This window comes from Pseudomonas corni, from assembly GCF_057128765.1.
This window is the reverse complement of the sequence record NZ_JBSKHW010000008.1, coordinates 53,281-70,686: the sequence shown is the minus strand read 5'-3', so window position 1 is coordinate 70,686 and position 17,406 is coordinate 53,281. Positions and strand designations below refer to the sequence as shown.

Here is a 17,406-nt window from a genome sequence, read left to right as displayed (position 1 = left end):
CTCCGAATAGCTGATGCCTCGTACGACTTTGTCTGTTCAAGATAGACCGTATTTAACGATGTGCCTCTGATCGCCCGCTACCTGCGGGTTTTTTTTCGTCTGGAGAAAAGTGATGCCTGTAACTGAGAAAGATCGCGATGTGCTCGCGCGTACGCTGTGGGGCGAAGCGCGCGGCGAAGGCCTTGACGGGATGGTGGCCACAGGATGGACGATCCGCAACCGGGTGAACGACGGCAATGATCGATCATGGTGGGGCGAGGGCTACGCCGGCGTCTGCCAGAAGCCGTACCAGTTCAGTTGCTGGAACTCTAACGACCCGAACTTTCCGTTCCTCAGCGGTGCCAAGCCGATTCCGGCAGCCGAGTTCGCGAAGTGCCAGCTCGCCGCGCAGCAAGTCATCGACGGCGCCAAGCCTGACCCTACCGGCGGTGCGACCCACTACTACTCGACATCGATGGCCAAGCCGCCGAAGTGGGTAGTGGGCGCGAAGCAGACATTGCGCCTGGGCCCCCACATTTTCTTCAAGGACGTGCCATGAACTCAGCCAGCTTGTACGTGAGGCTTGGGGGATTGGTGCTGATCATCCTGGCTTGCGCAGGCGTGCTCTACGGGTCTTACCACCATGGCGTGACCGTTACCGATCTTCGGTGGAAGGCGTTGTGGGCGGACCAGCAAGTTTTGCAGGCGAAGGGACTCGCCGCCGCAACGACGGCCAATCGAACCGAAGAGCAACGCCGCCAGACGGCAATCAACCAGGTGGGGAATGATGCGAGAGAACAAACAAAGGTTGCCGTTGCTGATGCTTCTGGCGCTGACGATGCTGGTGAGCGGGTGCGGGCCGAAGCCGCAAACCTTGCTGCCAGATCCACCTGCAGCTCCAGCGATACCGGCGCTACCGAGCGAGGCAAAGCAGCCACCCGCGCCGCAATGGTGCTTTCCGAACTGTTCCAAAGGGCTGACAAACGAGCGGGAGAGCTGGCGCGGGCTTATGACGGTGCCCGGATAGCCGGGCTGGCGTGTGAGCAGGCCTATCGGTCTTTGAGCAGATAATCCCGCGATATAATAGACGCCTAGCACACATAAAGAGGCGGCCAGCTCGGATGCGTCAACATCCGTTCTGGCCACCGAACTGCAGATCATCCCTGCAAGTCCAGCCAAGGCCCCCCGCTCTGTGCACAAAGCCGGGCGAGCCTAGCACCTGTTTATCCATACAGTAAAGGCTTGCAAAATGACCAATCCGATTGTCCCGTGGATGGGTGGCAAACGCCGCCTCGCCAAACCGCTCCTCGCTCTGTTTCCAACGCATGAATGCTATGTAGAAGTTTTCGCCGGAGGCGCCGCGCTTTTCTTTAAACGGCCGGAGCCTGCCAAGGTTGAAGTCTTGAATGATCTCAATGGAGAGCTAGTAAGCCTCTACCGTGTCGTTCAAAACCACCTTGAGGAATTCATTCGCCAGTTCAAGTGGGCGCTGAGCTCGAGGCAAATCTTTGAGTGGCAGAAGATGACCCGACCCGAGACGCTGACCGATATCCAGCGTGCCGCGAGGTTTTTTTATCTTCAGCATCATGCTTTCGGCGCCAAGGCCACCGGCCAGACCTTTGGTACTGCGACGACAGGCCGGCCAATCAATCTACTGCGGTTAGAGGAAGCGCTGTCGACGGCCTGGCAGCGACTGGCAGGCACTTACGTCGAAAACCTGCCCTGGCTGAAGTGCGCAGAGAAGTACGACCGCCCGCATACTTTCCACTACATGGACCCACCGTACTGGCAAACACAGGGCTACGGAACCGAGTTTGGCTGGGTCGAATACCAACTGATGGCGGACTTTATGCGCCGGTGCCAAGGGAAGGTGATGGTGAGTATCAATGACCATCCAGATATCCGAGAACTGTTCAAAGGGTTTCGGTTCGAAGAGCTTCGTATTCGATACACCACTACTAATGCGAGAAGTGGTAAAGCAGCTGTCACCGGCGAGTTGGCGATCATGAACTGGTGAGTTTCACAGCAGCCGCCTTCACAAAGCTGCCCACTTTAGTAGGCGTTGATTCCTCACGGTATCGCGCCTTCTTTTCGCGCCGCATTGGTGGTACCTGTTCCAAATGGCTGACAAACGCGCGGGAGAGCTGGCAAGGCTTATGGCGGTGTCCGAACAGCCTGATTGGCTTGTGAAGCAGCCTCTCAAGCCCTGTCCGTAGATCAATCCTCCCAGGCGCTCTTCAATGCAACCGCGCGTCACCGAATCAAGCTGGTTGCCCGGTTTACATATCAATTGGCGTTTGATGCGCCCATGGTGACACATCAATCCCGCTTCGAGGTTGTAGCTGGAGTAGTTGTAATGAGCAGCTCAGAGAAGCTTGTGAAATGGAATTCTTTTTGGAGAATTACAGAGGGCGTCATCTTTTGCAGGACCTGCCGGGCCGAGCAAGTGGAGGGTGAAGGATCGTGCGCATTCGAACACGCCCATGGATGTGGGCACGCCCGGTATGAAGATCATCCATGGGAGGACCTACACAAAATAGAGGCTGGAGCACGGGGGTAATGCCATGGACTTGCGCTTTGTTGGGTTTTTCATACTTTTGACGCTCATCTGGATTACGGTCGCGCTGGCCATCATGTGGGTAATTTACTGAGAAGCCAAATACTCAAGCCGCATCTGTATCGCGGCTTCGATCATCACGAATAGCTCCTCGACGTCGCTATCCCTCAGCGACTTGGCAACCTCAAACCCTCGCACGACTCCCTCCGCATACCGGCCAACGATTCGCGCCGTATCAGCATCCACTGCGGTGCTGATCATCGACAGCAGCCGTTGGACCTCCTCGCGATACCTTGGCGGTAAAGCGCTATCATCCAAAATCATGATTCCTTCTCCTTTGGCACCACTGCCATCCGGTCGGCCGGATACTGCCGCATGAATTCCATGCTTTCGTTGGCTGGCGCATCGAGCCAATCGTTGTAGAGCCCGGCGGGCAGAATCACCACCATCCGCTTTTCGTCGTCCGGCTTGTGGTAATCCCGCATGAAAGTATGGTCGTCGGCGTTGATGGTCAGCATCGAATAGCTGTGCACGATCTCGCCTTCGGGATTGCGCCACCACTCCCACAGCCCAGCGATGCCCAGCAGTTCGCCGTCTGCCCGGGCGATCCGAGTCGGGATGGCCTTGCCGGAACGCCAGTCCGGCTCGTAAATCGCAGCGGCGGGGATGATGCAATGCTGTCCGTTCTTCCAAGCGCTGCGGAAAGATGGTTTCTTCGCGGCCGTTTCCGATCGGGCGTTGTACGTGCGCCGGGCAATCTTTGTGTCTTTGCTCCAGCCAGGGATCAGGCCGAACGATCCAGACAGCACTTCAAGCGCTGGACCAGGCTCGTCTTGGCCTTCTTCGCGCTCGGGTCGCCGCAGGAATGGGCCCATGTAGGTCGGCCACAAATCAAGCCTGCCTTGTTCCGGGCCCTCAACACCGAACGCTTTCATGATCTGCGGGTGCGACGGGGCTTCGTAATGGCTGCACATGGCGCACCTCTATCAATCCGTTTTCGTCACCGGTTGACCGCGCATGGACAGAGGAAGTTTGCTGGGGCACTCAGGATCTTCGACAAAGCCTTGGCCATCGCAGGCGTCGCAGTCCTCACGCAGGTAGAAGCGATCGCAGCAGGTCGAGCAGCGGCGGAAGATTGAGAAGTTTTCTTTCTCCCACAGCTCGACGTACAGAGCCATGTTGCCTTCTTCGAGGGCGATCAGTGCCGCGTCGACTGTCGCGCGATAGCAATCCGGATCGTCCAGCCGCGTCCTGGCCACGCCTGCAAACAGCCGGTTGCGTTCGACCAGCGTCAGCTTCTGCCCGGTTTCCGTGTAGATGTGCCGGTCAATCAGTTCGCCATAGGGCTGGTACGACCGCGTGACGATTTTGGATTGGCCGTCAGCGCGCTGAATCTGGGCAAAGAAATCCATCGGGCCTGGCTGCGCCATACCAGCGTTCAGGAAATATCGATTCCCACGGATGCTCCCGACCGGTTCGCCGCCGGCGTTGTAAACGTCGTAATCGGAGGCGGGGTGACGCCATTCGGCTGGGGTCTCCTCGGTGAAATGGCAGAAGGCGGCGTTTGCAAGTTCAACCATATCGAAGCGTTCCAGCGGGTCGATGGCGCCGAGGTCCAACAGCCGGTCGGCCAGGCGCATCAGAAATTTGTAGTGGGCTAAGGGGTTGAGCCAATGCCGTCGGTTGCCGATCTGCTGATGCCAGTCGGCAAGAATCTCGTCCTTCTGGGGGATATCCATCGTTCGCACTTAATCAGAAATACTGTCTGCATATACAGTAATCAACTTGAGGAAGGATGGCGAAGGTCATCTGACGGGCAGCAGTAAAATAGGGAAGGATAGCAATCGGCAGGACGCCGGGAGATGGGAAAGCCTCCCCAATACACAACCGTAACTGATTGATTTCATTGAGGGGCTAACGTCTGAAAATTGCGTTGCAGAAATGCGTCGAAATCTACATTAACTATCTGAATTTTATAAAGTAATTGCCCTTCTCGGATGCGTCCTGCTCCATGACTTGCTGGTAGTCCAGGGCGTAATCCCGAGCCTCGTCTGTATCACTGAGCACTCCATCAAGAATGCTTTTCCCGATGACCTCTTCGCGTCGGGCGCCGAAGGCTGCGAGATAGCTTTCGTTGCAGATCTTCAGCAGGCCCTCGCGGTCACGCACGTAAATGGGGTGCGGCGTGCCGTTGACCAACGCGCTCATGAATTCGAACTGGTCATTGAGGGCGCGCTCGGCGCGTTCGCGCTGCTTGATTTGCCGCCGCATCCAGGCATTCCAGGCCAGCGACCCGAGCAGCAACAAGCCTGCGCCGACCACAATCTGATAGATGAGCAGCTGATAATCCTGCCACGCGCCGTGGCTGGCCGGGATATAGGAACGCCAGCGATTGTTGATGACCATCAAGTCTTCGGGCGCAATGCTCGACAGCGCCTTGTCGAGGATGCCGCTCAGCTCCGTGGCATTGCGGGCGGTGGCCATCGAAATTCTGGCTGGCTCGTTGCCTACCGTCACGCGCATCTGCAGCGAGTCATTCAGTGCTCTCGACGACAAGTAGTAACTGGCGCTGAGCAGTGAAGTGATCGCGCCTTCGACGCGACCATGGGCCAGCATGTCCAGGGCCCGGGCAGGATTGTCCACCTCCACCGGGTATATGTCGGGGGATTTCTGGCGCAGGTAATCCAGTGTCGGGCTGCCCAGGGTCAAGGCTACGCGCTTGCCATTGAGTTGCTCGAGATTGGCGGGGCTGGACGGCTGCTTGCGTGTAACCAGCACGAATGAGTTATCAAGATAAGGCCGACTGAAACTGAAGCGATTTTCGCGCTCGTCGCTGGGGATCATCGCGCCAATCAGGTCTGCCTGGCCGTTCATGACCTGATTCATCATGTCGTTCATGCTCGGCGCGTGGCTGACTTGAAATTTCAGCCCGGTGCGCAGCCTTACCAGATCGAGCAGGTCTGCGGTGACCCCTCGAAAGTTGCCGCTGGCGTCAAAAAAAGTCAGCGGCGCATAAGCTTCGTTGATCACAACCCGAACTGTGGGGTGCTGGGCAATCCAGCGTTCCTCTCGTTGCGTGAGCTGTAGTTTTTGGTCGGTCAGCATCAAATCGCTACCGGCACCCCAACGCTTGGAGATGGATATGCGCTCCTCCACCGGAATGCCCTTGAGCACCTGATTGATGATATCCGTCAAAGTGCTGTTGTCGGTGCGGGTGGCAAAGCTGAAACCGTTGGCTTCGTGCTTCCCGAAATTGGCCATCTGCACGTTGTTCAGGTAGCCCTTGTTGATCAGGTAGTGAGTGGAGATGGTATCGCCCAGAAACACATCGGCCTGATTGAAAGCCACCGCGTTGATGGCGCTTTGAAAGGACGGGAAAGTCTGCAGTCGGGCCTTGGGGTAAAGAGCGCTGATCGCTTCGGGCGGCAGGTAGTGGTAAACCATGCTCAGGCGAAGGCCATTGAGGTTGTCGCCCAGGGAGCGGCTTTCGCCGATGCGCGTGACCAGTACCGGTTGATCAACTGCGTATGGCGTGGACAGCGCAATGTTGTTTTTGCTGGCTTCAAAGCCGTTGGCGCTGCCCAGCAGATCAATTTCGCCGTTTTGCAGCCCGGCAATGGCGGCCTCCCTGGATTCATAGCGCTGGACCCTCACGGGCAGGTCCAGCGCACGGCCTATGATCCCCGCATAGTCGGCGGTGAAGCCTTCGTAATCGTGGCCGGTCATCGTCATGTCAAAGGGCGGATAATCCGGGGCGGAGGTGCCAAGGATCAGTTCGCGCTTGTTGCGTACCCACTGCCACTGCGCCCGATCCAGGGTCACGTCCATGTGCGCCGGATTGGATCGACTCAATAGCGTGTAGCTTTCGGCAGAAGCAGTGTCGGCCTGAGCACAAAAACCCAGGCAGGCAAGTATCGCCAGTATCCAATAGTCCTTTAAACCCTTCGGCATCCTATCTCTCACACTAACGAATTGCGTTTTGCCATCTCGATAAGTTCTACCAGGGTCTTTGCTCTCAGTTTTTGCATTAAACGCGTCTTGTAGGTGCTGACTGTTTTGTTACTGAGAAACATTCCTTTGGCGATTTCTTTGTTTGTGCGGCCCTGGGCGAAGAGTTGCAATACCATCAATTCGCGATCATTAACCAGTTTGAATAATTCAATTTCGCTCGGTCGTCCGTCCTCGCGGGGGGGCGTTGTCAGTGCCTGGCTAGGAAAGTAATTGTAGCCGGATAATACCGCTTTCACCGAACTGAGCAATTCGCTGAGGTCTTCTTGTTTGCAGACATATCCCGCTGCCCCCGATTGCATACAGCGAATGGCAAAGAGATTGGGCGTTTGTTCGGTCAGGATCAGAATTTTCGATGGCAGGTTCATGGCGTTGAAGCGGGCCAGCACTTCCAGGCCGTCCAGCTTGGGGATGCTGATGTCGAGGATGATCAGGTCAGGCATGCATTCACGAACCATTTGCATTGCATCAACGCCGTTGTCGGTTTCGCCCACCACTTTGTAATTTTCGTTTTCGAGCAACATCCGGATAGCCATGCGAATGACCGGATGATCGTCGATTATAAATACTGAGTTCATAGTTCAATCCATACAAGCAGCGAAGAAAGCGCGCACCTTATCTCAGTTGTTCAGGTAGTCACATGAACAGACCCTGCTACTGGGGAGATATAGGAGGTTTCCTACAAAAATAAGCGTATCAGCGTACGTAAATACCCCTGTAGAGCGTTGAAAATTAAACGCGGGAGTACACATTAGTCATCGAAATGGTTATTGCCGAATAGTGCCGTTATTTCGATTCGGACTTATCCTACAAGTATTCCGGCAACTGACTACAAAATTCACTCAGTGGATTATTAGCCTTCATATGAATCAATGAGAACGTCTTGCTTGCACCAGTAGCCGGGTTAGATCGGCCGCAAACAGCGGCTTGGTCAGGCAGCCCAGTAAGGGCAGCCCTCGCGCAGCGGCCCGCAGTTCGATCTCCTCCAGCCGGGCCTTTGCAAGCCCGCTGAATACCACTGCGTGAATGATCAGGCCGCGCCGACTGGCTTCTTCAATTAATTGCAGACCATTCCGATCCGGCAAGCGCTGGTCGCACAGCAGCAGATCATAGGGGCTTGGGCTGCGCTCCAGCGCAAGCATGGCCTCTTTGGCATTCATGACGGGCGTCAGACGATAGAACCCATGATTGTTGAGCAGGATCTGTGTAGCGATCAGCTGAAAGGGATGGTCTTCCACCAGCAGAATTCGAAGGTTTTCTTTGAGCATCGGAGTTTCCGGAAAGCGATGTACGCAGATGAGACTGGCTCGATTTCGGACGTCGTGTCAGCAGTGGTGGATAACGGCGACAAGGCCGCAGGAGGTGTCGGTGGGCGTGAAGCGATGGGGTTGCCGTTGCACCGGACTCGCGGAGTATTCGGCAGGTCGGGAGAGGTAGCGATAGGGGGATTCCGAAGTTGCTGTAGGACGCATCCGAAGCCGTGTACGGATTTGTCTTGCGTTGATGAAGGAACGGCCCGATTTCGAGATGGGAAACGGGCCGTGTGAACCGCTTGGCAATGTTTATACCGGGCTGGTGTGGCCGGTCATTTCTCTGGCCATCTCGCTGGCGTAGCTGTCAGTCATGCCAGCAATGAAGTCGATCACGCGCAGAAACGATGTGTGCAGCGGCCAGCTTGGTTCTGGTGCGTTATTGCCCAGCAGGTCAAGAATGCGTCGGCTTTTGAACGACAGGGTATGGCCACTGAATTGTTCCAGCGCGGCACCGCAGAAGGCATTCAAGAGGATTTCGAGCGTGGTGTAAGCGCCGATTTCATGCAGGGTTTTGCGTTTGTCCTGGAAGATTTTTTTGCGCGCCATGTCCTTGGCGTTAAGCACGCAGCGTTTGGCCGGGCCGTGCATATGTTCGACCAGATCACCCGGCAGCGTGCCCGCAAGCAACGCATCCTGCTGCTCGACGAACGCTCTGGCAGCCGCGTTGGTCAGGTGCTCGATAGCCTTGCCGCGCAGAATCGCCAGCTTACGTCGGCGTGAGTCGTCGGCGCCGAGCTGTCGGTAGGTCTCCGGCAGGTCATCACCGACCAACCCCAGCAGTAAGGACTCAACTTCGGCGTAGTCGAGCAGGTCCATTTCCAGCCCGTCTTCGAGATCGATCAGGGCGTAGCAAATGTCATCGGCGGCTTCCATCAGGTACACCAGCGGATGCCGTGCCCAGCGCTGTTCTTCCAACTGGGGCAACCCGAGTTTGGTTGCGATCTGCTCCAGGATAGGCAGCTCGCTTTGATAGCAGCCGAACTTGTGTTTTTTGTAGCCCAACGAGTCCGCATGGCGAGCGGTCCATGGGTATTTCAGATACGTCCCGAGGGTCGCATAAGTCAATCGCGTGCCGCCCTCGAATTGGTGATATTCAAGCTGGGTCAGGACCCTGAAGCCTTGGGCGTTGCCTTCGAAGTTCAGGAAATCGTTGCGCTCCACTTCGCTCATTGCGTCCAGCCAGCCGCGCCCGGCAGCCTGTTTGAACCAGTTGCGGATGGCGTCTTCGCCGGAGTGTCCAAATGGCGGATTGCCGATATCGTGTGCCAGACAGGCCGATTGCACGACCATCCCCAGATCGCTGGGCGCACACCAATCAGGCAGGGCGTCACGCAGGGTTTCGCCGACGCGCATCCCCAGTGAGCGGCCGACACAGCTGACTTCCAGTGAATGGGTCAGGCGCGTGTGGATATGGTCATTGCTGGTGACAGGGTGAACCTGGGTCTTGCGCCCCAGTCGACGGAAGGCGCCCGAGAAGATGATCCGGTCGTGGTCCTTGTGAAAAGGGCTGCGTCCCAGTTCTTCCGGACTATGCAGGGTTTTGCCGAGTCGCTCGCGGGTAAGCAGGGTTTGCCAATCCAAGGCGTGTACTCCATCGGGTGATTTGCGCGCCTAGCTTCCCGGTTCGCCCCGCAGCCTGCAAGTGCAATCGGCTCAGAAACCCGCGCCGTCTATATCGATCAGCAACAGGCGCTCCCCATTATCGAAAAACTGTCCGGCGGTAAGGCAATACTGGTTGCTGGTGGCATCGCGGTAAGTCGTGGACAAGGTCAGTCTGCGTTCGTGCCAGCCCTCTGCGAGCAGGTGATAAAAGTACGGACGCCACGACCAGTTATGCCCCAGGTATTTGGTGTCGGCCTGCCAGGCTCCATCGCGCCACTCAAGGTTGGGCGTGATCTGGGTGCCATGGCGATCACATTGATAAAAGCGCAGCAGCCAAGGAAAAGCTTCCAGCGGCGGCAAGTCGCCAAGGGGCTCCCGGCCTTCTGCCCAACCTTGCAGCACGTTCATCAATTTGGACAGTTGTTTGCGCAGCGTCATCAGCCGTTCGCGCTCGCCGACCTTTTGCAACACGTAGCGATCGCGCAAGGTAGCGAAGCGCTCGACAAAGGCATCGGTGGCGAAGAAATCCATCTCGCCCTGGGCGAACAGAAAGCCTTGAACATAGCGCGAGCCGCATTCCAGAGCGAAATTGAGTTCGGCCTCGGTCTCAACGCCTTCGGCAATGATCCAGCAGCCGGTTTTCTCGGCCATCTGCGCCAGGGCCTTCACCACATCACTGCTGGGCCCGCCGCGCGCCGCCGCCTGGAACAGACGCATATCGAGCTTGAGAATGTCCGGTTGTAGCGCCAGTACGCGGTCGAGCTGGGAATACCCGGCACCGAAATCATCGATGGCAATCCGTGCGCCAGCATCTCGATATTGCCCAACCACATCGCTCAGGCGTTGGGTGTCGCCACCTAATTCGGTGATTTCGAAAACGATACGTTCGGGGGCGATGTCATGCTGTTCGAGCTGAAGCAGGCTGGGCAGCGGCTGGCCCGGTCGCAGGCGGCTGATCCAGCGTGGCGAGATATTCAGACTGAGAAACCAGTCATCAGGTACTTCGTGCAAACGACTGAGGGCGTTGTCACGAATCAAGCGATCGAGGCGACGTAGCGCGGTCGCTGGCACCTTCGGGTCAGCAAACAGCGGACCGACCGATTGCAGACGGCCGTTTTCCAAACGCAGGCGGCCAAGGGCTTCGATGCCGGCGATGCGGCCAGTGGCGGTGTCGATGAACGGCTGAAAACAGGCTAGCGGTTGCCCATCGATCACGTGGCCTCCTCAGTGGGGGATTAAGGTCATTTACAAGCAAGCACGCACCTCTCTCCATTGGCGGACCAATAGAGAAAGGATCGGGCGGATTTTGTTTGCAAGAATGCAGCCAAATGGCTGGCTCAGCGGCGGCGGTTGCTGCTTTGTATCGCCATCTTGAGCAGAGGCAACAGCGTAGCGCTGAGCTTGACCAAACGGCCGACGCTACCGGTGCGTTTACTGCGTGCACCTTTGCCGGTCAGGAAGCCCAGCAATGAAACGATGCCCACGCCCCAGAGAGGGCCGTGCTTGATACCGAGCGTACCTTGCCAGTCTTGGGTCATGCCGCGCATGCGATGCAAAGGGCGCATCACTTGCGCTGATTCCTGACGGATTTCCTGGCGGTGCATTTCCATGCGCAGGCGGATCAATGCTTTGCGCAGGTCACGGCGATTATTGGTTTTAGGCAGTTCAGGCAGGCTCATGGCATCAATCGCTCACGGTCGTTAGCCAATTCTTCCAGTGTTGAATGGAAGGGTGAGGACTCATCGAAGATGGCAGATTTGAGTTTCATCGCGCAGAACAGCGCTGCCAGTGTGTAGAACCCACAAAGGCTGACGATGCCCATCAAACGATAACTGTCCCAAACCAGAATCAGGAACAACGCCGACAACCCAATGAGCAGCAACAGTGCGAACACCAGCGCCAGGCCTGCGAACAGCAGCAAGCTTACGGTGCGCGCTTTCTGTTCCTGCAACTCGATGCCGAACAGCTCAATGTGGCTGTGCAGCAAACCCAGGAACGCAGCCCCGAGTCGGCGTGGTGATGAGGTGTTTTCGGTCGAGGATGGACCGGATTCCGTTCCCAGATTCATAGCATTTAGCGCCTTGTGGCCAACAGACCCAGCAGAAAACCGGCACCTGCGGCGATACCGACGGACTGCCATGGATTGGTTTGAACGTAATCTTCGGTAGCGATAACAGCGGCCTTGCCGCGCTCACGCAGCGCTTCTTCTGTCAGCTTCAGTGTTTCGCGGGCACGCAACAGACTTTCCTGAATCTGCCCACGCAATTCGTCAGCTTGGTCGCCAGCGAGGGTCGCCGTATGTGCCAGCAGCTTTTCAGTGTCGGCAACCAGTGTCTGGAAGTCGGCCATCAGGATGTCTTGGGCTTTCTCTGCAGTTGGACGAACCATGGTTTTCTCCGTTGAGGTGGCAATATGGGTTTTCGAGTATGGCTGATTACTGAAGGTTCATTCCAATTGCTACATCTGCGTGCTTCGGACGGCTGGTAGAGGTTTTGCGTTCGATTGGTGCATCAGCAAAGAAGGGCGTTGGGTTATGAGCATTTGCGGTGCGAGACTGGGCTCGACGCTATTGGTGAGCGGGCCTAAACTGGAATTTATCCTGAATCTTAGAGGGCGCGTTCATGCCGCCTGAATGCCAATTGCTCGGCACGCTGGGCTGTCATTTGTGCGAAGTCGCGGAAGCCGAGTTGATGCCCATGGTTGAGCACGGCTTGATGGTCGAGTTGGTGGATATCGGCGAAAGCGCGGCTATGACTGACGCTTACGGATTGCGAATTCCCGTGCTGCGGCGTACTGACACCGGCGCCGAACTGGACTGGCCATTCGACGCCGGGCAGGTAGTGGAATTCTTGCGCTGAAGCCAGCGAGTGCCGGTCAGCGCTAGCAGCGTGTGACGATTACAGATATTGCGTATCGACAACCATCGCTTGGGAGACGGCCTCTTTTTGTTGTTCAGTCATGCCATCCCAAACGTGAACCTTGGCGTAGTAGCCCAGGCCTGCAATCACGTAAAGGCTAAGCGTGAAGACGATCGCAATTGACAGAAAAGTCCAGCGGCCGACATCACTTTCTTCACCGGAGAAGGTTTCGGAGTAGTTCTCGTCATTCTGCGGCGAAGTGCGAGTCGACAGGCGTTTGATCCATTGAAACAGTTGAACCAGCATGGGGATAACCTCAAAAGTTGTGAAAAGTTGAAAGCAGAAATCTGTGGTGGGCAATGGCAACTCTCTCGTACGTGAGTTGCCACTGCCGACGTAAAAAAGCTCGGCGTTCAGGCATGGCGCGCTGAACAAATGCTGAAAACGAAAAAAGCCCGTCGATGACGGGCTTTCTTTTTATGTAGTCAGGTCTTGCGGCGTTTTCGAAACCGAGAACGAAAGCGATCGTTGTCGTTCGTTCCTGCGCCAGCTTGCCGATTTAGAAACATTTTAGAACAAATCAAATTCGGCTTCCAGCCGTGTCATGTAGTTGTCTGACAACTGGCGCCGATTTAGCGTGCGGCATGTCGTCGCAGGTAGCTGGAATGCCTGATCCAGAGCCACGGCGCAGATCGGTGCGCTCGGTTGTCGCATCGCCCGGAAACTCTGAGTGATAATGTCGATCTGCCAACGATCCTTGAGTCACCTAATGTCCGAATCTGCCTTCACCGCCGCCCATCTTCAGGCCAGCACGTTGTATTTGCCCGCCGGACCATGGGCAACTGTCCTGGATTGCCTGTGTGATCGCTTTGGCGCGATCAGCCGTGAGCAGTGGTTGGACCGCATTGCGCGCGGTCGGGTGCTGGATGCAGAGGGCCAGCCGATTGCTCAGGACCTGGCGTATCGCGAAGGACTGCGCATTCATTACTTCCGGGAAGTGCCCAACGAGACGCCGATTCCGGTGCTGGAAACGATCCTCTACGCCGATGAGCATTTAGTGGTGGCCGATAAACCGCACTTTCTGCCGGTTACTCCTGCCGGAGAATATGTCGAACAGACGCTACTGCGTCGCTTGATTCATCGGCTGGATAATCCCGATCTGGTGCCGTTGCACCGGATCGATCGCCACACCGCAGGCCTGGTGTTGTTCTCTGCCAACAAGCGGACGCGGGCGGCTTATCAGGCGTTGTTTCCTACGCGCAAGATTGAAAAATGCTACGAGGCCATCGCGCCTGCACTGCCGGATATGGAGTTTCCGAAGTTGCACAAAACCCGGCTGGTCGAGGGCGAACCATTTTTCCGCATGCGGGAGGGGGCAGGGGACAGCAACACCGAAACCCTTATTGAGGTACTTGAGCGTAACGGCGAATTATGGCGTTACGGGCTGTATCCGGTGACCGGCAAGAAGCACCAATTGCGGGTCCACATGGCCGCATTGGGCGCCGGAATCTGCAACGACCCTTTTTACCCAGAGGTGCTGAAAGATGCGCCGGACGATTTTGATCGACCGCTGAAGTTGCTGGCCAAGAGTCTGAAGTTTGTCGATCCGCTGACGGGCCAGGAGCGGGATTTTCACAGCGAGCTGACGCTGGATTGGTGAAAAGCCGCGCCCTGTAAGAGCGAATTTATTCGCGAGACGGTCTTTTGGTAAACCGAGTCAAGTGGCTCGCCAACAAGTTGGCTCCTACAGAGTACTTTGCCGACCGACAAAAAAGCCCGCACGAATGCGGGCTTTTCTTTACATCAAGATTTACAGGTCCTTAACGGTACGCACCTGGTCTTTGTTGACGCGGGTTTCTTTGCCGTCCAGTTGTTTGAACTCGTAGAAGCCTGACTCTTCGTCGAATTTCGGCGTGTCGGTTGCCTGGATTTCACGGCCGTCGTTCAGCGTGATCACAGTCGGCGATGAGCAACCGGCAAGCGACGCGAGGCTCAAGGCGAGCAAAAAAGCTGCAGGGATAGTCCGTTTCATTACTGTGTCTCCGGTGTGGAATTCTTTGTAGGTGAGCTTTCTGACGCGGGCGTGGCGGGCAAAGTTCCATGAAATCTGCGGCGTTGCCTTACGGGTTGATCTGGATCAATAAATCCGGGGTGTTCAGGTTCGCCAAGCGAGGATCATTGGCTTCGCATTGCAGGGCGACGGCGCCCAGTTGGGCCATGGTTTTGCGCGGGCTGCGCTGGCCATCCTGCCAATCGCGTTCGAAGGCCTGGGCGAGAACCCGAGGAATGATGCACAGCAACGGCTCCCATTGTTCGCCCTGGCGCACCATGACCGGTTTATTCGGGTTTGCCTGCGCGGTTTCCCGAAGTCCCTGGATCAGGGCGACATCCAGCAACGGCGCATCGCATGGCAGTATCAGGACGAAGTCGTGACGCGCTACCGTCAGCCCCGCGCGGATGCCCGCGTAAGGGCCCGGAAAGTCTGCCTGATCATCGTGGACCAGTCGGTCAGCGTAAGGCTCATAGCGTTCCAGATTGCGATTGCACGACACGATCAAGTCATCGGTCAGCGGCCGCACCAGCCTTTGCACATGGGCAATCAACGGTTCCCCGCGCCAGTCAATCAAGCCCTTGTCCTGCCCGCCCATGCGTTGGCCGCGACCGCCAGCCAGCAGCACAATTGAACACGGAGCGAGAGCATTAATCGGGGGCATGGCGGACTCGACCAGAGCAGCAAAAAAGAAGTGCTGTGATATAACACCCGCCTGTTTTCCCTACAACCGGACCTAGCCGATGAAAGCCAAGGCAGACACACCTTTCGTACCCCTGAATATTGCCGTTTTGACGGTCAGCGACACCCGCACCCGCGAAACCGACACCTCCGGACAGATGTTCGTCGACCGCCTGACCGAAGCCGGTCATGGCCTGATCGAGCGAGTGCTGCTGCAGGACGATCTTTATAAAATCCGCGCGCAAGTCGCGACCTGGATTGCCGACGATGAAGTGCAGGTCGTATTGATCACCGGCGGCACCGGCTTCACCGGCCGCGACAGTACCCCTGAAGCTGTGGCCTGTTTGCTGGACAAGCAAGTGGACGGTTTCGGCGAGCTGTTCCGCCAGATCTCCGTACCGGATATCGGTACTTCAACCATTCAATCTCGCGCTTTGGCAGGCCTGGCCAACGGCACGCTGGTCTGCTGTCTGCCGGGCTCAACCAACGCTGTGCGTACTGGCTGGGACGGTATTCTCGCCCAGCAACTGGATTCGCGTTTTCGTCCGTGCAATTTCGTACCGCACCTGAAAAAAACCGAGCCTTGCGCGACCCGAGGTTGACCGATGAGCGCACCTGAAAAGTCGGGCCTGATCCCCGTCGAAGAGGCGATGGCGCGACTCATGTCCATGGCCGAATCTGCACCCATTCTTGAGCGTGAGCGCGTTGCTTTGGCCGACGCGCAGGGCAGGGTGCTGGCCGATGATCTTATTTCCAGCCTCGATCTGCCGCCGTGGCCCAACAGCGCCATGGACGGTTACGCCCTGCGCCTGGCGGACTGGACAGGCGAGCCGTTGGTCGTCACGCAGCGGATCTTCGCAGGCCAGGCCCCCGACCCATTGCAGCCAGGCACTTGCGCGCGAATTTTTACCGGCGCCCCTGTTCCTGAGGGCGCTGATTGCGTCGAAATGCAGGAAAATGCCGAAGTCATGGGCGACGAACGCGTGCGCTTCACCGAGCCGATGCAGGCGAAGCAGAACATTCGCCCCAAAGGCCAGGAAACCACTGTCGGCGATACTGTGCTCGACGCTGGCACCGTGATGGGCCCGATTGAGCTGGGCCTCGCCGCGACCATGGGTCTGGGCGAACTGGACGTGGTACGTCGCCCCCGAGTGGCGGTGCTGTCCACCGGCGACGAACTGATCGAGCCTGGTCAGCCGCTCGGCCCGGGGCAGATCTACAACAGCAATCGCGTATTGCTGTGCAGCTGGCTCAAGCGCCTGGGTTGTGAGGTGATTGACGCAGGCATCCTGCCAGACGACATGGACAAAACCCGCGCCGCATTGGGCAGCCTGAACGACGTCGATCTGATTCTCTCCACCGGCGGTGTTTCGGTGGGTGAGGCCGACTTTCTCGGCAAGGCCCTGCGCGAGGAGGGCGAGCTATCTTTGTGGAAGCTTGCGATCAAACCCGGCAAACCCCTGACCTTCGGCCATTTTCGCGGCGTGCCTGTGATCGGCCTGCCGGGCAATCCAGCCTCGACGCTTGTGACATTTGCCCTGCTCGCAAGGCCCTACTTGCTGCGCAGGCTGGGTGTGAAAAAGGTCAGGCCGTTGCACTTCAAAGTGCCAGCGGGCTTCGTCTGGGACAAGCCAGGTACGCGCCGCGAATACCTGCGTGGCAGGCTGGAACAGGGTCGCGTGTTCGCTTATCGCAACCAGAGTTCAGGCGTCCTGCGCAGCGCTGCGTGGGCTGATGGCCTGATCGAAGTGTTGGAAGGCACCACGGTGGCCGAGGGCGATTTGCTGAATTTCATTCCGTTGAGTGAAGTGTTGGGTTGATCCCGGAACACTCGGCGGCGAGCCAGTGAACGCGGTGTGTCAGGCCTGACGTCTCGCGAACAAGTTCGCTCCTACAGGGACTGCGTAGCGCGTGGGCTTCTGTAGGAGCCAATGTGTTGGTGAGTCGGTAAATGCGTTGTGTCAGGCCGGACGTCTCGCGAACAAGCTTGCTCCTACAGGAACTGCGTATGGCGTGGGCTTCTGCAGGAGCCAACTTGTTGGCGAGGCGGTAAATGCGTTGTGTCAGGCCGGACGTCTCGCGAACAAGTTCGCTCCTACAGGAACTGCGTATGGCGTGAGCTTCTGCAGGAGCCAACTTGTTGGCGAGGCGGTAAATGCTGTGTGTCAGGCCTGAGGTCTCGCGAACAAGCTTGCTCCTACAGGGACGGCGTATGGCGTGGGCTTCTGCAGGAGCCAACTTGTTGGCGAGGCGGTAAATGCGGTGTGTCAGGCCTGACGTCTCGCGAACAAGTTCGCTCCTACAGGGACGGCGTATGGCGTGGGCTTCTGCAGGAGCCAACTTGTTGGCGAGGCGGTA

General features: G+C 57.3%; 20 protein-coding genes and 1 pseudogene. 7 read left to right on the top strand and 14 right to left on the bottom strand.

Annotation, left to right across the window (positions count from 1 at the left end; translation table 11 throughout):
• Window positions 1-112 precede the first annotated feature (112 nt).
• The 3 genes from ACWKV9_RS14050 (at window position 113) to ACWKV9_RS14040 (ending at window position 1,996) form a co-directional block, all read left to right on the top strand.
• A complete protein-coding gene (locus ACWKV9_RS14050) occupies window positions 113-538 on the top strand; it encodes a cell wall hydrolase (protein WP_483836721.1) in 426 nt (141 codons plus the stop codon).
• Entirely contained in the window at window positions 535-1,050 is a 516-nt protein-coding gene (locus ACWKV9_RS14045) for a DUF2514 domain-containing protein (RefSeq protein ID WP_483836720.1), read from the top strand. The genes ACWKV9_RS14050 and ACWKV9_RS14045 overlap by 4 nt, the downstream gene beginning before the upstream one ends.
• Before the next feature lie 178 nt (window positions 1,051-1,228).
• Complete coding sequence (locus tag ACWKV9_RS14040; RefSeq protein WP_483836719.1) at window positions 1,229-1,996, top strand: DNA adenine methylase; 768 nt, start codon at window positions 1,229-1,231, stop codon at window positions 1,994-1,996.
• A 627-nt stretch (window positions 1,997-2,623) separates the two neighbouring features.
• Here the strand turns inward: ACWKV9_RS14040 and ACWKV9_RS14035 are convergent.
• The 11 genes and pseudogenes from ACWKV9_RS14035 to ACWKV9_RS13985 form a co-directional block, all read right to left on the bottom strand.
• Window positions 2,624-2,860, bottom strand: coding sequence for a hypothetical protein (locus tag ACWKV9_RS14035; RefSeq protein ID WP_483836718.1), 237 nt, complete (start codon window positions 2,858-2,860; stop codon window positions 2,624-2,626).
• Window positions 2,857-3,510, bottom strand: coding sequence for an SOS response-associated peptidase (locus ACWKV9_RS14030; RefSeq protein WP_483836717.1), 654 nt, complete (start codon window positions 3,508-3,510; stop codon window positions 2,857-2,859). Before ACWKV9_RS14030 ends, ACWKV9_RS14035 begins: the two co-directional genes overlap by 4 nt.
• Window positions 3,511-3,522: 12 nt before the next feature.
• Complete coding sequence (locus tag ACWKV9_RS14025; protein WP_483836716.1) at window positions 3,523-4,275, bottom strand: hypothetical protein; 753 nt, start codon at window positions 4,273-4,275, stop codon at window positions 3,523-3,525.
• Between the two features lie 256 nt (window positions 4,276-4,531).
• Window positions 4,532-6,487, bottom strand: a pseudogene (locus tag ACWKV9_RS14020) (transporter substrate-binding domain-containing protein); the annotation flags it as partial.
• A gap of 8 nt (window positions 6,488-6,495) precedes the next feature.
• Window positions 6,496-7,122 carry a response regulator gene (locus ACWKV9_RS14015; protein ID WP_483836715.1) on the bottom strand — a complete coding sequence of 209 codons (627 nt, stop codon included), beginning with the start codon at window positions 7,120-7,122 and terminating at the stop codon, window positions 6,496-6,498.
• 291 nt (window positions 7,123-7,413) lie between these two features.
• Window positions 7,414-7,812, bottom strand: coding sequence for a response regulator (locus ACWKV9_RS14010; RefSeq protein ID WP_483836714.1), 399 nt, complete (start codon window positions 7,810-7,812; stop codon window positions 7,414-7,416).
• A gap of 294 nt (window positions 7,813-8,106) precedes the next feature.
• The gene (locus ACWKV9_RS14005) at window positions 8,107-9,438 is read right to left on the bottom strand and encodes a deoxyguanosinetriphosphate triphosphohydrolase (protein WP_483836713.1); all 1,332 of its coding nucleotides are present in this window, start codon (window positions 9,436-9,438) and stop codon (window positions 8,107-8,109) included.
• A gap of 72 nt (window positions 9,439-9,510) precedes the next feature.
• The gene (locus ACWKV9_RS14000; protein ID WP_483836712.1) at window positions 9,511-10,674 is read right to left on the bottom strand and encodes an EAL domain-containing protein; all 1,164 of its coding nucleotides are present in this window, start codon (window positions 10,672-10,674) and stop codon (window positions 9,511-9,513) included.
• Window positions 10,675-10,796: 122 nt separating this feature from the next.
• Window positions 10,797-11,138, bottom strand: coding sequence for a hypothetical protein (locus ACWKV9_RS13995; RefSeq protein WP_483836711.1), 342 nt, complete (start codon window positions 11,136-11,138; stop codon window positions 10,797-10,799).
• Complete coding sequence (locus tag ACWKV9_RS13990; RefSeq protein ID WP_483836710.1) at window positions 11,135-11,527, bottom strand: phage holin family protein; 393 nt, start codon at window positions 11,525-11,527, stop codon at window positions 11,135-11,137. Before ACWKV9_RS13990 ends, ACWKV9_RS13995 begins: the two co-directional genes overlap by 4 nt.
• Before the next feature lie 5 nt (window positions 11,528-11,532).
• Window positions 11,533-11,847, bottom strand: a complete 315-nt coding sequence (locus tag ACWKV9_RS13985) for an ElaB/YgaM/YqjD family protein (protein WP_483836709.1) — start codon at window positions 11,845-11,847, stop codon at window positions 11,533-11,535.
• A 233-nt stretch (window positions 11,848-12,080) separates the two neighbouring features.
• Here ACWKV9_RS13985 and ACWKV9_RS13980 point away from each other — a divergent pair, with 233 nt between their 5' ends.
• Window positions 12,081-12,317 (top strand): glutaredoxin family protein, encoded by a 237-nt coding sequence (locus ACWKV9_RS13980; RefSeq protein WP_483836708.1) that lies wholly within the window; start codon window positions 12,081-12,083, stop codon window positions 12,315-12,317.
• Window positions 12,318-12,356: 39 nt separating this feature from the next.
• Here the strand turns inward: ACWKV9_RS13980 and ACWKV9_RS13975 are convergent, their stop codons facing one another.
• Window positions 12,357-12,623 (bottom strand): hypothetical protein, encoded by a 267-nt coding sequence (locus ACWKV9_RS13975; RefSeq protein ID WP_483836707.1) that lies wholly within the window; start codon window positions 12,621-12,623, stop codon window positions 12,357-12,359.
• A gap of 463 nt (window positions 12,624-13,086) precedes the next feature.
• Between ACWKV9_RS13975 and ACWKV9_RS13970 the strand changes: the two genes are divergently transcribed.
• On the top strand, window positions 13,087-13,977 hold the full coding sequence (locus ACWKV9_RS13970) for an RluA family pseudouridine synthase (protein WP_483836706.1): 891 nt from the start codon (window positions 13,087-13,089) through the stop codon (window positions 13,975-13,977).
• Between the two features lie 150 nt (window positions 13,978-14,127).
• On the opposite strand, the gene ACWKV9_RS13965 is transcribed toward ACWKV9_RS13970, so the two are convergent.
• On the bottom strand, window positions 14,128-14,349 hold the full coding sequence (locus ACWKV9_RS13965; protein ID WP_483836705.1) for a YgdI/YgdR family lipoprotein: 222 nt from the start codon (window positions 14,347-14,349) through the stop codon (window positions 14,128-14,130).
• A gap of 88 nt (window positions 14,350-14,437) precedes the next feature.
• On the bottom strand, window positions 14,438-15,031 hold the full coding sequence (mobA, locus tag ACWKV9_RS13960) for a molybdenum cofactor guanylyltransferase MobA (RefSeq protein ID WP_483836704.1): 594 nt from the start codon (window positions 15,029-15,031) through the stop codon (window positions 14,438-14,440).
• A 79-nt stretch (window positions 15,032-15,110) separates the two neighbouring features.
• Here mobA and moaB point away from each other — a divergent pair, with 79 nt between their 5' ends.
• Window positions 15,111-15,650 (top strand): molybdenum cofactor biosynthesis protein B, encoded by a 540-nt coding sequence (moaB, locus tag ACWKV9_RS13955; RefSeq protein WP_483836703.1) that lies wholly within the window; start codon window positions 15,111-15,113, stop codon window positions 15,648-15,650.
• Between the two features lie 3 nt (window positions 15,651-15,653).
• Window positions 15,654-16,868 (top strand): molybdopterin molybdotransferase MoeA, encoded by a 1,215-nt coding sequence (locus tag ACWKV9_RS13950; protein ID WP_483836702.1) that lies wholly within the window; start codon window positions 15,654-15,656, stop codon window positions 16,866-16,868.
• Window positions 16,869-17,406: the final 538 nt, after the last annotated feature.